At 70.5% G+C, this 13835-nt stretch carries 12 protein-coding genes and 2 pseudogenes; 4 read left to right on the top strand and 10 right to left on the bottom strand.

Annotation, left to right across the window (positions count from 1 at the left end; genetic code table 11):
* Positions 1-53 precede the first annotated feature (53 nt).
* Together ACZ6BB_RS34590 and ACZ6BB_RS34585 are read right to left on the bottom strand one after the other, a co-directional pair.
* Positions 54-191, bottom strand: a complete 138-nt coding sequence (locus tag ACZ6BB_RS34590) for a hypothetical protein (RefSeq protein ID WP_471619073.1) — start codon at positions 189-191, stop codon at positions 54-56.
* Positions 192-536: 345 nt separating this feature from the next.
* The gene (locus ACZ6BB_RS34585) at positions 537-851 is read right to left on the bottom strand and encodes a VOC family protein (protein ID WP_471619072.1); all 315 of its coding nucleotides are present in this window, start codon (positions 849-851) and stop codon (positions 537-539) included.
* Positions 852-1071: 220 nt separating this feature from the next.
* Between ACZ6BB_RS34585 and ACZ6BB_RS34580 the strand changes: the two genes are divergently transcribed.
* From ACZ6BB_RS34580 to ACZ6BB_RS34570, 3 genes and pseudogenes are all read left to right on the top strand, one after another.
* The gene (locus ACZ6BB_RS34580; protein WP_471619131.1) at positions 1072-1647 is read left to right on the top strand and encodes a LuxR C-terminal-related transcriptional regulator; all 576 of its coding nucleotides are present in this window, start codon (positions 1072-1074) and stop codon (positions 1645-1647) included.
* Complete coding sequence (locus ACZ6BB_RS34575; RefSeq protein ID WP_471619071.1) at positions 1644-2771, top strand: sensor histidine kinase; 1128 nt, start codon at positions 1644-1646, stop codon at positions 2769-2771. The genes ACZ6BB_RS34580 and ACZ6BB_RS34575 overlap by 4 nt, the downstream gene beginning before the upstream one ends.
* Positions 2772-2934: 163 nt before the next feature.
* A pseudogene (locus tag ACZ6BB_RS34570) lies at positions 2935-3433 on the top strand (glycosyl hydrolase 115 family protein); the annotation flags it as partial.
* A 168-nt stretch (positions 3434-3601) separates the two neighbouring features.
* Here ACZ6BB_RS34570 and ACZ6BB_RS34565 read toward each other — a convergent pair.
* Entirely contained in the window at positions 3602-4474 is an 873-nt protein-coding gene (locus tag ACZ6BB_RS34565) for a class I SAM-dependent methyltransferase (RefSeq protein ID WP_471619070.1), read from the bottom strand.
* Between the two features lie 538 nt (positions 4475-5012).
* Positions 5013-5405 carry a nuclear transport factor 2 family protein gene (locus ACZ6BB_RS34560; protein ID WP_471619069.1) on the bottom strand — a complete coding sequence of 131 codons (393 nt, stop codon included), beginning with the start codon at positions 5403-5405 and terminating at the stop codon, positions 5013-5015.
* Positions 5406-5541: 136 nt separating this feature from the next.
* Here ACZ6BB_RS34560 and ACZ6BB_RS34555 point away from each other — a divergent pair, with 136 nt between their 5' ends.
* Entirely contained in the window at positions 5542-6117 is a 576-nt protein-coding gene (locus ACZ6BB_RS34555) for a PadR family transcriptional regulator (RefSeq protein ID WP_471619068.1), read from the top strand.
* An 84-nt stretch (positions 6118-6201) separates the two neighbouring features.
* Here the strand turns inward: ACZ6BB_RS34555 and ACZ6BB_RS34550 are convergent, their stop codons facing one another.
* From ACZ6BB_RS34550 to ACZ6BB_RS34525, 6 genes and pseudogenes are all read right to left on the bottom strand, one after another.
* The gene (locus ACZ6BB_RS34550; RefSeq protein ID WP_471619067.1) at positions 6202-6768 is read right to left on the bottom strand and encodes a DUF4291 domain-containing protein; all 567 of its coding nucleotides are present in this window, start codon (positions 6766-6768) and stop codon (positions 6202-6204) included.
* Positions 6769-6874: 106 nt separating this feature from the next.
* Entirely contained in the window at positions 6875-8722 is a 1848-nt protein-coding gene (locus ACZ6BB_RS34545; RefSeq protein WP_471619066.1) for a hypothetical protein, read from the bottom strand.
* A gap of 232 nt (positions 8723-8954) precedes the next feature.
* Entirely contained in the window at positions 8955-9914 is a 960-nt protein-coding gene (locus ACZ6BB_RS34540; RefSeq protein ID WP_471619065.1) for a 5'-nucleotidase, read from the bottom strand.
* A 191-nt stretch (positions 9915-10105) separates the two neighbouring features.
* Positions 10106-11011: pseudogene (locus ACZ6BB_RS34535) on the bottom strand (non-reducing end alpha-L-arabinofuranosidase family hydrolase); the annotation flags it as partial.
* Positions 11012-12286: 1275 nt separating this feature from the next.
* Positions 12287-12730 (bottom strand): hypothetical protein, encoded by a 444-nt coding sequence (locus ACZ6BB_RS34530; protein WP_471619064.1) that lies wholly within the window; start codon positions 12728-12730, stop codon positions 12287-12289.
* 302 nt (positions 12731-13032) lie between these two features.
* Positions 13033-13608 carry a DUF4232 domain-containing protein gene (locus ACZ6BB_RS34525; RefSeq protein WP_471619063.1) on the bottom strand — a complete coding sequence of 192 codons (576 nt, stop codon included), beginning with the start codon at positions 13606-13608 and terminating at the stop codon, positions 13033-13035.
* Between the last annotated feature and the right edge of the window lie 227 nt (positions 13609-13835).

Genomic DNA, 13835 nt, shown 5'->3' with positions numbered 1-13835 from the left:
CGCGGTTCCGGGCCCGCGAGACGCCGGGCCGGCGTCCTCTTCGTCAGACCTCGCTACAGCAGGTTCGACGAACCGCGGCCGTCGGCGACCAGTTCGTCGGGCGAGGCCAGGCCGGTGGCGCCGATCGTGCCGTAGGAGGTCATCTGGGCGAAGCGGTCGGCGAGTTGGCTCGCGGGGAGGTCGTGCAGCATCGCTGCCAGGGCGGGCGAGACATATACCTCGCCTTCCTTCGGGAAGCGCTTCAGACCGGGTGGCGCGGGCGTCCGCTCCCGGCCGGGCAACTGGTGCCTCGACCATTCGGCCGACCCCGCTGCCGATCCCGCTGCCGCTGCCCCGGCCCGGGGGGGGCGGTACCCCGTGGGCCGCCGGGCTCCCTCTGCCCGACGGCCGCGGCCACGCCGTACACGTCTTCTTCGGCTCCCCATGTGCGTCCGTCAGCCGCACCGCCGCCGCCTGTCTCACGGACGGCTTTCCAGCGAGGACCGGTGATGGTGCCGGGAAAGGTCCTGCCCGATGTCCTGGCCGCCCCGGAGTGCTCAAGTGCAGTGGACCTCGACGGTCCGGCCGTCGGGGTCGGTGAGCAGATGGCGGCCGGGGGCAAGCGGTGGAGACGCGCTCGTGCCCTTGATCGCCAAGCCCAGACGGAGTGCGTCGGTCTGTCTGCCCGGGCGGGCCGGATAGAGCTCGAACACCACGCCGTCCCCCAGGACGGCGGCATGGTGTTCGGGGCCCCGGCCATGCCGCTCCGCGGTGAAGCGCAGGCCGAGCCCTTGGTAGAAGCGCAGGCACTCCTCAAGTCGCGGCGAGTACAGCACCAGCAGGCTCACGCGGGCCGCGTTCGAGTCGGTCATCAGCTCATGATCTCTTTCGGAACGATGGGCAACGGAAACGCGACCGGTTGCCCTGCAGGTCGCTCCCGTACAGCCTGCCTCCACCCATCGGTCAGGCCACGACACCGCCGGGTCGGTCACCGCGCCCCGCCGTACGACCGGAACGCACCCCCAGGCGGGGGGAGTCTACGTCCGCCCGTCCCTCCCGGGCATTTCCCGTTCTACTGTCGATCCTGTGACAATCAGCAGCGACGTACGGCCCGCGACGTACGCACAACTACGACGAGGCGGAGCGCACGTGATCCGGACGCCGGACGCGGACGGGCTGACCGTGCTGAGGCAGCTGCGCGCCCTCCCGGAACCGCCGGTGATGGCCATGCTGACGACCGTCGACGCCGACGAGCACATCCTCACCGCGCTGCGCTCGGACGCGGCCGGCTGCTTGCTCAAGGACACCGAACCCGACCAACTCGCGCAGTTCGTACGCGCAGTGGTCGCGGGCGGGGTCGTGATGTCACCGAGGGCATCCCGTGACGTCTGGCAGAGTCGTCCCGGTGCCACGACCGTCGACGCCGAGGACGCCGCGCGCGTCGGCCGGCTCACCGGACGCGAGCGCGAGGTCCTGGTGCTGTTCGCGGAGGGGCTGTCCGACGCCGGGATCGGTACGCTCGTCCATCTCAGCCAGGGCACCGTCAAGCGCCATGCCAGCGCGATCCTCAGCAAGCTGCGGGTCGCCGGCAGGGTGCGGGCTGCCCTGCTCGCCCAGCGGGCCGGGCTGCTCGACGGTGGGCAGCGGCCCGTGAGGGCGGGGCGATGACCACCTCGCCAGCCTGGTGGGCACGGATCCCGGATCCGGTGCTCGACCTCGTGGTCGTCGCGATCGCCTGCGTGGACGTCCTGTTCTGCCTCGAGGACTCCACCCCCGTGTCCCAGGGCACGGCCGCGCTGGCGTGCGCCGCCCTCGTGGTGCGTCGGCGCTTCCCCCTGCCGGTCTTCCTTCTCACCCTTCCCGCCAGCCTCATGCTGGACGTCGTGTTCGCCCCGTTCGCTGCCCTGTTCACGCTGGCCGAACGCTCCCGCGACCGCCGACTGCTCGTCTTCTGCGCCATACTGTTCGCCCTGGCCTCCGCCGCCCCGTGGCCGCTGAACGACCTCAGCGCGCACGACCGAGCCTGGACCCTGGTCTACTTCTTCTACACACTCGCCACCGCCGCGGCCCCGGTGCTGCTCGGCCAGCTCGTGCAGGCCCGCCGGGACCTGGCCCGCCGTATCGTCGAGATCGAGGAGGCGCGTGAGCACGAGCGCCTGCTGCACTCCCAGGCCGTGCTCGCCCACGAACGCGCCCAGCTCGCCCGTGAGATGCATGACGTCGTCTCCCACCAGGTCAGCCTGATCGCCGTCCAGGCAGGTGCTCTGCAGGTCGCCGCCACCGACCCCGCGTTCAAGGAGGGCGCGCGCACCATCCGTTCCCTGAGCGTCGACACGCTCGACGAACTACGGCACATGGTCACCCTGTTGCGCGCCTCCGGAGGCAGGGCCACCGAACTCACCCCGCAGCCCACCCTCGCCGACCTGCACAAACTCGTCGCGAGCAGCGGCATCGACACCGAGCTGACCGGCGAACTCCCGCCGGAGGTGGGCACCACCGCCCAGCGCACCGTCTACCGCACCGTCCAGGAAGCCCTCACCAACGTCCGCAAACACGCGCCGGGTGCCCGTGCGGCCGTACGGGTCTGGAGCGCCGACGACCGCGCCACCTTCGGTGTGACCGTCACGAACACACCACCCACCCGCCCCTCACTGCCCCTCCCCGGCTCCCGACAGGGCCTGATCGGCCTCAGAGAACGCGCCGAACTCCTCGACGGCACCTTCCGTTCCGGTCCCACCCCGGACGGCGGCTACGAGGTGAGCCTGCGGATTCCGGCCGGCCGGGACTCCTGACGGAACTTCGGGTGAGGGGACGGCATCGATCGTCAAGAACGTTCAGGCCGGTCTCGCCGGACGAGATGCACCGACCGTCCGCCGCCGCGAGGCCCGGAAGGCATCCGTCAGGCGCGCCGGCCGGCAGACCGAAGACTGCACGGGCATCCGTGCCGCAACGCCCATGAGCCCACAGGCCCCGCGCCCGGCTCCCGACGCCGCGCACTTCGACCACCGGGTGGCGCGCGGCGGGGCTCGCCGGCGGACGGTTCGCGGACTCGGCCGCCGAACGGCCGCCATGGAGACCGCGCCGTCGACGGCGACCCCGATCACCGAGGAGCTCACCAGCCGGGCACCGGAGTTGCGCTGTCGAGTGCGTTTCGCCACCACCGGGGACTTCCGGGTCAACGTCTTCCGGCTTCCCTCCCTCGACGAACGCCGCCGCCCGGGTCGCCCCCTCTCTCGACGACCAGCCGGTCGTCGTCCTGTCGGGTCAGGCAGTCGCCACCGGCAACCGTGGCGACGCCTGGGCCGGCAATGTCGAGGACGGCATCGAGAAGCTGACCACCACCATGACGGTCTCCGAACCGGGCGAACACGTCCTGCGGCTCTTCATGGTCGGCCCCGCGATCGCCCTGGACCAGATCGTCGTCGACACCGGCGGGTTGCCCGTCACCTACCTCGCGCCGCCGGAGAGCCACCACCGCTCGGCGAACCCCGGTCCCGTGCCTGAAGCGGCCCTGGAGCTGCCGGACGCACGGGTCCGTCAGGCATCCGCCCGCGCCCGGCCCGGACGGGCGCCGCGCCGGCCCTCGGCCGGGCGCGGCGTCCGTCCTCGCGCTGTCAGGCGGTCACACCGTGCGTGCGGTGAACAACAGGTACTCCCACTCCATCGCCGTGCTGCCCGCCCCCTGGTCGTGCCGCTGGGCGAGGTCGGCGAGGTCCCGGTCCAGTGCGGCCGTACGGGCGGGGTCGTCGGCTACGGCCCGGTAGGCGGCGATGGTCGGACCGTAACGCGCCTTGAAGTAGTCACGGAACTCCTCGGGGCTCTTGAAACGGTCGACCAGGACCGTCTGTTTGCGTGCCTCGACGTCCGTGACCCGGTCCCCGAGCAGGGCGCGGACGTGTGCCTCGTCCCCCCACAGGGGCGGGGGCTGCGCACCGGGCGGGGGCGGCGGCATGTAGGGCTTCATGGTGGCGAACATCTGGCCGAGGAAGCCCTCGGGCGTCCAGCTGAGCAGGCCGATCGTGCCTCCGGGGCGGCAGACGCGGACCATTTCGTCGGCGGCGGTCTGGTGATGCGGCGCGAACATGACCCCGACGCAGGACAGCACCACGTCGAACTCGTCGTCCTGGAACGGCAGCGCCTCGGCGTCGGCCTGTCGCCACTCCACCTCGACGCCCCGCTCCGCCGCGAGCCGCCGTCCGGCCTCGAACAGCTCCGGGGTCAGGTCGCTCGCCACCACGCTCGCGCCGGCCAGCGCCGCGGGGATCGCCGCGTTGCCTGAACCGGCCGCCACGTCCAGCAGCCGCACGGCCCGCCCCGCGGTGCCGGAAGCCCCTCGGCCGCCCTCGCCGCGCAGCCCGCACGCCTCGACCAGGATCGGGCCCAGTTCGGGGATGATCTCGGCGGCCACGGCCGGGTAGTCACCCTGCGCCCACATCGCCCTGTGTTTGGCCTTGAGGGCGCGGTCGGCTTCGACCGGGTCGGGAAGTTCGTTCACGACAGTTCTCCTTCTGCGCACACGCGGGACCGGGACGACGGTGGCGGAGCGGGCGAACGCCCCTCCCATCACGGAACGAAACGGTACAGAACGGAACACAGTCCAGGAACGGGGTACACCCTCTCGCAGTACCAGATCTGTACTGGCGCGTCAGCATTCGCGACCGTCAGGTGGCTGCCGGACCGGTCCTTCCGGCCATGGCTGCCTGCCCGGCCCGGCACGGCATCCCGTACGGCCCAGCCTGCCCGGCCACCGAAGCCGTGAGACCGCCGGACGTGCGCCGCTCGCCACTCGCCGCCCGTTCGGTCGTGATCGACGGCGGGCGTGTCGACGAGTCGCGCCAAGGGGCGGCTCGAATGTTTCCCACGCCTGCCTCCAGACGGCGGGTGCCTCGGCGCGTGCCTGCGCGGCAGAGCCGGAAGAGCGGACCGTGGGCGCGGACGCGCAGTCCACTCTCCACCCCCGGGGCTCGCGGAAGGCGGCGGTCAGGCGGGGCTTGTTCGCGCCGCCGTGACCGCGCCGCGGTCGGTCGTCGTGGTCACTCGCCGGCCGCCTCCTCGGCTATACGGTCGAACTGAGCACCCATCGCTTCGGACAGCGCCATCGCGGCCGAGAGCGGACGCACCATCACCGTGAACTCGTCGATGCGGCCGTGTTCGTCGACATGCAGGAAGTCGCAGCCCTGGAGCTTCTTGCCGGCGACGGTGGCGGTGAAGACGAGGGCGTGGTCGCGGCCGTCGGGGTTGGCGATCTCGCGGACGTAGGTGAAGTCCTCGAAGACACGGGCGACCCCGCGCAGGATCGCGGCGGTGATCGCCTTGCCCGAATACGGCTGGAAGGCGACCGGACTGGTGAAGACGACGTCGTCGGCCAGCAGCGCAGCCACCGCGTCCATGTCGTCGCTCTCGACAGCCTTGCGGAAGGGATGCATGAAACCGACCTCTCTCCTATACAACTATTTGAATAGCTCCGAGGGAGGCTAGAGGCTGGACTCGCGCTGTGTCCATGGGCGAGATCAGATGGGCGGTCACCTCGTTGAATAGTCACCCTGCTGTTAGCGTGTGCCCATGGCATTGCGGAACGCGGTCATGGCCGCGCTGTTGGAGGGCGAGGCGTCCGGGTACGACCTCGCGAAGGCGTTCGACGCGACGGTCGCCAACTTCTGGATGTCGACACCTCAGCAGCTCTATCGAGAGCTGGACCGCATGGAGACGGACGGGCTGGTCACAGCCCGCGTGGTCGAGCAGGAACGCCGTCCCAACAAGCGGCTGTTCTCGCTGACGGAGGCGGGCCGGGAGGCCGTCCGCGCCTACACCGCCGAGCCCCTGGGCAAACCGGCGGTGATCCGGGACGAGTTGCTGGTCAAGGTGCAGTGTCTGGACGCGGGCGACCTCGACGCCGTACGGGCCGCCGTCACCGAGCGCATGGACTGGGCCACCGCCAAGCTCGCCCGCTACGAGAGACTCCGCATGCGTCTCCTGGACGGGCGCTCCGAGGAGGCGTACTTCGCCGAGGCCGAACGCATCGGCCCCTACCTCACCCTGCTGCGCGGGATGTCCTTCGAACGGGACAATCTCCAGTGGGGGGACATGGCGCTGCGCAGGCTCGATCAGCGCGCGGCCATGCCGCAGGCGGGCCGGTAGGCGCGTCGGGCAGGGGCTGAGAACCCCGGGGCAGCCCCGGGGGCAGCCCCGGGGGCGGGCGACCGTTCCCCCGCCGGTCGGCCGTCATCTGCCCGGGGACAGGAGGCGTTCCAGGTGCGGTGGCAGTGGATACGCCCGTTCTGCGGGGAACAGCCGCTGGGCCTTGGCGGCGTGCCCGGTCTGTGTCAGTGTCGCGGCTTTGCGGACCTGGGGGGTGAGGTCCGTGAGGCTGACGATCCAGTCGTCGGTGAACGTGCGGATGAGATCGCGGCCGATGCCGACCTGGATGCTGTAGTGGTTCAGTGCGGCTCCGCGCGACGAGCGTTCCGGGTCCCACTGGACGTGCACTGCCGCCCGGGCCACGGCTGCCGGATCCGCGGTGGTGAGCACGGCGCGGGACAGGGCCCCCTCCCAGCCCTGCCGGGACATCCGCACGGCGAGAACGCGCTCCTGCCCGGGTTTGCGGGCCCAGTTGCTGCGGTGCATCAGCCATGGGAACGACGGCTTGATCCACGTCATCCTGCGGAGCGAGAACGGCGCGACGAAGCGGCCCGCTCGCAGCGCCGCGTCGGCTATGGCGGGCGTGTATGCCTGATAGACGACGATCGTGTCGGCGTCGTAGTCCGCGCGGATCTGGTACGGGGGTGCCATGCGCCGCACCCTGTCATCCGCTCCCCCGACGTCGCGAACCCATTTCCCGCCTCGGTCGGTGTCCCAGGGGTCCTGGCACGGGTTTTCCCACCGTGCGTCCGTCGGCTCACAGGGCTGCCACCGCGGCCGCGGCCAGGATGCGGTGCAGGACGGGGACCGGGATCGCCGGGTTGGTGACCGCCACGCATGCCGTGTCGCGGTCGTGCAGCAACCCGGCCAGGACACGGGCCGGCAGTCGCGGACTGCGTGTCGCCGCGCCACGGACGTAGGACTCCGGGTCGCTCAGCAGCCGCACCGCGTCAGCCGGTGACAGCCGGGGGTCCTCAGCCGCGCGGCGGCGCACCTCGGGTTCGGGATCCCGGACCAGGCGTGCGACATCGGCCGGTGTCGACTCAGGGTCGTCCAGGACGAGGCGGCGCATCCGCCCGCTGGGGTCGTCGGCGTGGCGCAGCAAGCCCGTACGGGGGAAGTTGGGGTGGCTGCGGGGGCGGCCGGGGTGGGTGAAACTGCCGTCCCACCAGCGCCAGACATCCAGCAGCAGCTCGGCCGGCGCGTCGTCGCACGATTCGGCGAGGAACAGGCGAACCGCCCGGTCCTCGTCCCGGGCCAGAAGCTCCACGACGTCCGGCGGGAGGTGCCGGGCTCGCGCCACGCTGCGGCGGACCAGCGGGTGGGACGACGCGGCGAGACGGCGCATCGCGTCGGCTTCACCGTGCAGGTCGCGCACCCAGGGCAGGGTGTGCGACATCAGCGTCGGGTCGAAGACATGGCGTACGGTGGCGCGTTGCTCCTCGGTGAGGTCCGGGCGCAGTGCCACCGCGGAGCGGACGTCCGCCTGCGGATCCTCAGCCAGCACGGCGACGCCGTCGGCGCCCAGGCCGGGACTGGCGGCCAGCGCACGGCGTGCCTCAGCGTCCCCGTTCCGGACCAGGTCCGCCTCCAGCTCGGGTGCGAAACGGCATCGTTCGAGCGCCCGCGGTGGGTCGGGCAGGGCGGCGAAGACCTCGCGCGGCATGGGGACGCCGGTGTGGTGGGCGAGCAGCGCGGCCGTACGGACCTCGTCGTCGGTGTCGGCCAGCAGCCGCTCCCGCAGTGACGCGGTGAGGTCGTCCCACCGAGCGCAGGCAGCCACCCTCACCCGGGGATCGGCGTCGGCCGCGAGGCCCGGGAGACGGTCGGCGGGCAGTCCGGGGAATCGGGCGGCCAGGTCGCGGGACGGACCGGCGAGGAACTCGTCGTACAGGTCCTCGGGAAGTTCGACGCCCCACACGCGGGCCTGCTCGGCCCAGAGCACGCGCCGGCTGGGCGAGGGCTCGGCGCGGACGAGGCGTATCCACTGATCGGGCGTGAGCTTGGGCCGGAAGGTGTCGGCGGACCTCGCGCGCACCCGTGGGTCGGGGTGCGAAACGGCGGCGTCGAGAACGGCGGGCCGCTCACAGCCGTGCAGGAACCCCTCCGCGACGTCCAGCAGTTGGATCAGCAGTTCGTCCGGCGCGGCCGGATTGGATCCGATGCCCTCCGCCCAGTGCAGAGGCCACGCGGGCCGGCCGGGCACCGCTGCCCACGCCTCGGCGCGCTCGGCCTCCGTCTCGCGCGCGGCTGCCGCGGCGGCCTCCTCCAGCCGCTCCGGCAGCCGGTCCAGCGCGGTCACCCGGGGGCCGTCCACGCCGGGCACCTCGGCGAGAAGTACCTGCCCGTCAAGGGAGAGTGCCACGAACCCGGGGTTCGGGGTCAACCCCGGCACGCCGGCGCCGTCGTATCGGACGCGGGTCCACCAGGCGTCGTTGCCGCCGATCCTGTGCCCGAGGACGGCCACCAGGAATTCGCCGTCGGCGTCTGCGAGGCGGCGCCACCACGCGGCGTCGAGCGCTTCCCGCACGGCACCGTCCGGCGCCGCGATGCCTCGTGCGACGCGCCAGCCGGCCTCCGGCGGGAACAGGCTCCCTGGACGCATGTCCTCGACAAGCGTGAGTCCGGCGCACGGGAGCAGTTCGTGGAGTCTCTCTCGGGGATGCACGCGATCATGATCCCCGCCGATTCGGTCGTGGGACAAGGGCGTCAGCCCGGGCGTGACCCCCGGCCTGGGCTCCGGAAGTGCCCGCCGTGCCGCGACCGGTGCTGAGCGTCGTGCGGACGGCCGGCTGTACTCGGCGGCCACCGCGTCGACGTCCCGTTCCGAACGAGGCTCATCGTTGCGCTTGTTCAGGCGTCGCACCGTCCGGTGCGTTGATCTTCCCGAACGGCACGTGCACGCTGGGCGTGCTGCGGGCGGTGCCGGTCAGGTGCCCTACCTGATCGTCGAAGAAGATATGGGGCCTGAGGACTTCCATGATCGTGCTCTTGTCTATGCCGCCGAGGAAGAAGGCGTTGTTGACGGTCACGCCCCAGTTCTTCAGGCTGCGCACCGACCGTTCGTGGGCGGGTGCGTCGCGGGCCGTGACGAGGGAGACGTGGACGCGGCTCGTGTAGTCGGCGTCTCCAGCCCGTCGCTCCTCCTCCCGTCGCTGGAGCATGTTCACGCCCGCGAGGAAGTCACGCAGCGGGCCCGGGTCGTGCGGGGTGGCGGCGTTCGCGGTCTCGTGGAAGCGGAAGCCCTCGATGCCGTTGGCCTGGTAGACCTGTTCCGAAGCATCGTCGGCCAGGACTCCGTCGAAGTCGAAGGCGATCCGCAGATCCTGATCGTCGCTCACGTCCGCCACGGCTGGACCGATCACGCGCCCGGCGGGCAGCCCGAGCGCGACGGCCTCGCGGACGTCGTCTTCGTTCGCGGACAGAAACAGGGACATGTTCAGGGCGGGCATGAAGTGGTACGGCGAGCGGCCCTGCATGAAGATGGCCCGGCTGATCGGAAGGTTGTGGGTCTGGATCGACCGCATGACCCTCAGACCGGTGTCGGGATCATTGCGGGACAGGATGATGACCTCGACCAGAGGGTCCTCGGGCGAGAGATCGTTCAGGGACAACAGCCTGCGGATGAAGGGGAAGGCGACCCCTTTCCCCAGCGTGTCGTCGACGTGGTCCTCCTGGTACGCGCGGTAGGCGTCCTCCCCCTGATCGCGGAAGACGGCGTCCGCCTCCGCCAGGTCGAACAGTGCGCTGGAGGCGATACCGACGACCAGACGATTCCTGAGCTCGTAGACGGCCACGACATCCTCCCCCGCACTGACGCGCACACACGCCCCCACATGGTAAGTCGACGCAGGCCACGGGCGGTGGACGGTGCCGGGGGCACCCTGGGAGTCGGATGACCGCGGCGGCACCGACCGTACGAGAGAGTGCCTGACGGGTAAGCAGCCCGGTCAGGCACTCGGTCGTCGGCGTCCTGTGACGAGGCGGGTCAGCGCTGCAGGGTGAGCACGCCCGGCCGCCAGGGCAGCTGGTTGTAGGGGCCGCTCGCCGAGGGAGACTTGCCCTGGTAGAGGAACTGCAGGTTGCAGGGATCGATGGTCATGGTCTGGTCGGGGTTGTTGCGGACCAGGTCGCCGTGGCTGATGTCATTGGTCCAGGCCGCGCCGCTGTTGGCCTTGCCCGCGAAGGAATTGTTCTCGCTCGCGGCCTGCGGCGTCCAAGAACCGCCCAGGCTGGAGGCCGTGAACGAGCGGAAGTAGCGCCGCCCGTTCGTACCCATCGCCTCGACGATCATGAGGTACTGGTTCTGGCCCTGGACCTTGTAGACCTGCGGCGCCTCGAACAGGTTGTTCGTCGTGTCGCTCATGATCGTCGTGTACGACGAGCCGAAGCTGCCCGGGAAGTTCCCGATCGGCATGCTCGCCCGGTAGATCTTGCCGTTGTCACCGGCGAAGAACAGGTACATGTTCTGACCGTCGGCGATCAGCGTCTGGTCGATCGGGCCGGTGCCGGAGCCGGAGATGCTGCCGGTGAACAGCGGCTTCGGCGCGGACCAGCCGTTGGGGTTGGTGGGGTCGCTCGACGTGCGGTAGATGAAAGGCCACGCCCCCCACTGGTACGCCAGCACCCAGACGTTCTTGGGTGCGAAGTAGAACAGGGTCGGCGCCACCGCGGCCTGGTTCATGCCGGCCTGGCCGGCCGAGGCCATGTCCGACCAGTTCGTGAAGGGACTGAACCGCATCGAGCCGTAGGACGATCCCGCGAAGTTCGACGCGTAGACCAGGTGTTTTCCGTTGTACGTCACGTTGGTGAAGTCCTTCACCGAGGCCCACCCGTTCGCCGGCTGCGCCAGCGGGCCCGTCGATGTCCACCGGTACGTCGACGGAAGGGCGCACGCGCTGGTGGCCGCCTGAGCCGGGTTGGCGACGAGAGACGCCGCTGTCGAGACCAGGGCCGCGACCGTGGCGGCCAGAGCCATGGACAGACGTTTACGGGTGAAGTTCGCTTTACGCATGACGACCTCTTGATTCTTGAGTGAGGGGTTCCGGTCGTCCCGTCGGAGCGGGCCGTCCGGACTGTCGAGGTGGTGCGGTTCGCGGCGCTTGCGTGAGCACGGCCGAAACGAACTCCCTGGGGCTGCGGACGGCCCGGCAGGTCCGCCTGCCGTCCGTGATCAGCCGGAGTCCGGCAGGGCCGCGGTCCCGGGTCGTGGCGCGATCGAGCCGAACCGTGGCTGCAGCAATGGATTGCGGAGCCGGGCGGTGGTGAGGACCGGAGGCGTGCGGCTACGGGTACTGCACTGACGCGTGCATGACATAGGCATGAGCAACGTACTCCCTGCGACTCGGCCGTTCCATGGGCGCGACCCGGTCCTACCCGCCCCGCGAGCGGGCAGGACCGGTATGTGCGTGATATCGAACGATGGGCGAAGTGTCGATCAATCGGATCATAGGGAACCGACAGGCAACGTCAATACTTCACGCAAGATTCGCCAGCGCCGCCGAATTTTTCGAATCGTCTCGCCTGGTCTGGCGCTCGACCTCGCCCGACCTCGCCCGGCCTCGCCGGCCCGGCGGATCGACGAAAAACCATGCGGGCAGAGCCCGGCCCGGCCCGATCGCGTGCGCAACCCGACCGCCATGCCGCTGCCGGTGACTGCGTCCGGTCACCGGCAGGGAGTTCGGTCAGGCCCGAGATTCAGGGCCGCGACTGCGGCGATGCGCCTTGAGTCAGCGAATACGAGTCCGGTCGCACTGCGGCGCCACCCGCGAGAGCCGGCCGCGGACACGCCCCTCCCCACCCTCTGGGTCAGCGGGGCAGCGCCGCTCGCTACTGCATCAGACGACTCGAACGCGGCAAGGTCAGGAGTTCCGCTGACGTCGACGGGCGGCCCGGCATGGGCGACGCGACAGCCGCCCGGTGGCTGGATGCGATCCCATGCGGCAGGAGAACACCGGGCTCTCGACCACGCTCGGGCGTGGAGCACGCTGCGGCCGCTTGGAGGAGTCCCGCTCGAAGAATGCCCCGAAACTTTCGCCACCCTCATCCCATCTGGGAGGGACGGCGCGGTCGACCTCGGCGCGACGGCGCGACGGACTTGGTCCGGCGGAAGCTGACGCTTCCGCCGGACCAAGTCTGGAGCTGCACCCCCACGTCAGAACGGGAAGAGTCAGGGGCAGGAGGTGGTGGACTGCCCGCGGACGTAGGCGGTACCGAAGTTCTCGACCTTGACGTAGACGGGAGTGGACTTGCCTCGCCGGTCGTAGGTCACGTGCCACTTCTTGGCCGGAATCTGGAACTCCACCAGGACGCACCAGCCGGCGTCCACCTTGAAGGCGTCCCAGTCCTGCCCGCTCGGCGTCCGGTACCCGTTGCTCAGCCAGCGCGTGTTGCCGAGTGAGACGCATCCGGTGTTCCACGATCCGGTCGTTCCGCTCGAACATGTCCAGTCCCGCACCGCGAGGACCAGGGAACCCGAGTAGTTGTACGTCTCCGAACAGCCGAGCACGGGTGTGCAGGATGTCCCCGCGTACGCCTGCTGCGCCGGCGAGAGCACCAGCAGTGCGACTACCGCGGCACACGCCGCCACCAGTCGTCCGAACACACCGCGCATCGATCCTCCAACTGTCCTGTACATGTAAATCTGAAAGGTCGGAGCGAGTATCGCGCACCCCGCGCGGTCCACGGAAATCGCCGGATCCCGGGTGCGCCGGCCGGCCACGCACGTGGGCGGGTGACGCGCCGCGCCCACCCGCCTCACCCCTGTCCTGGGCGTGAGGACATGGGTGTCCCAGGGGAGGGCGTGGCGCGGGTGGGCGTGTCGTGGTGCTGCCTGCCACGGCCGGCTTCCAGTCGGTGATCAGCGGGACCGTGGGGTCCGGTCAGCCGCTGGGAAGCGGTGCCGGTCGAGGTCCGTCACTGCGACATGATGAACCGCAGGGCGAAACCGGAAGCGGTCGTCCAGTAGGTGACACGCTGAAAGTCGTTGGCGTACAGCGTCGGAACGGGCATGGGGACGTCGATCGGCTTGCCCGCCGTGCTGCCGGGCTTGCTGCCCTGGAGGCTGAGGGTGATGCTCTTGGCCTCGTATTCGTCCATGGGGCCGTTGACGAGCAGAGCGGCATACGCCTCCTGCCCCGGAGCGAGGGTGACGGGCACTCCCGGGGTCGCGTCACTGTCCTTGATCACGGGGGCGGTGTTCCGGCCGGCGCCGAGCCGTACGAGGGGGTAGCGGTAGAGGTTGCACTTCTTGTCGCCGGCGTTCTGGACGGTGAGGAGAAGATGCCTGGCGTCCTTGCTGTCCGCGGGCTCCTTCGTGGCCGAGACCCCGAGGACCTTCTGGGAGCAGGCGGCGATGGTGGCCTTGGCGGCCTTCTCGTCGACCGTCCGCGGCCCGGTGGTGGATGCCTGTGCCGACACACCGCATCCGAGAGCCAGGACGAGCCCTGCGGCCACGGCCACCCGGCGGGCGGGGAGGGGCTTCATGTTCATGTGCGTGTTCCTCTTTCTTATCGGCATATCGGTACATCGGTAAATCGATATGGAGGGCGAAGGCGTTCGGACGCTTCCTTACGCGTTCGCGCCCCGTACCCGGTGAGCGTCGGTGTCGCTGCGCTGCCGTCGGCACGACCGCTCAGCCGGTGCGACAGGCATAGCGTCGGACGCTTCGTGGGCCTGGGGCAACGCCTGCCCTCAACATGCAACGGTGGGGTGATCCC

This window comes from Streptomyces sp. NPDC041108 (assembly GCF_055592645.1).
Note: the sequence above shows the minus strand (reverse complement) of the source record. Positions and strands in the feature narration are given on the sequence as shown.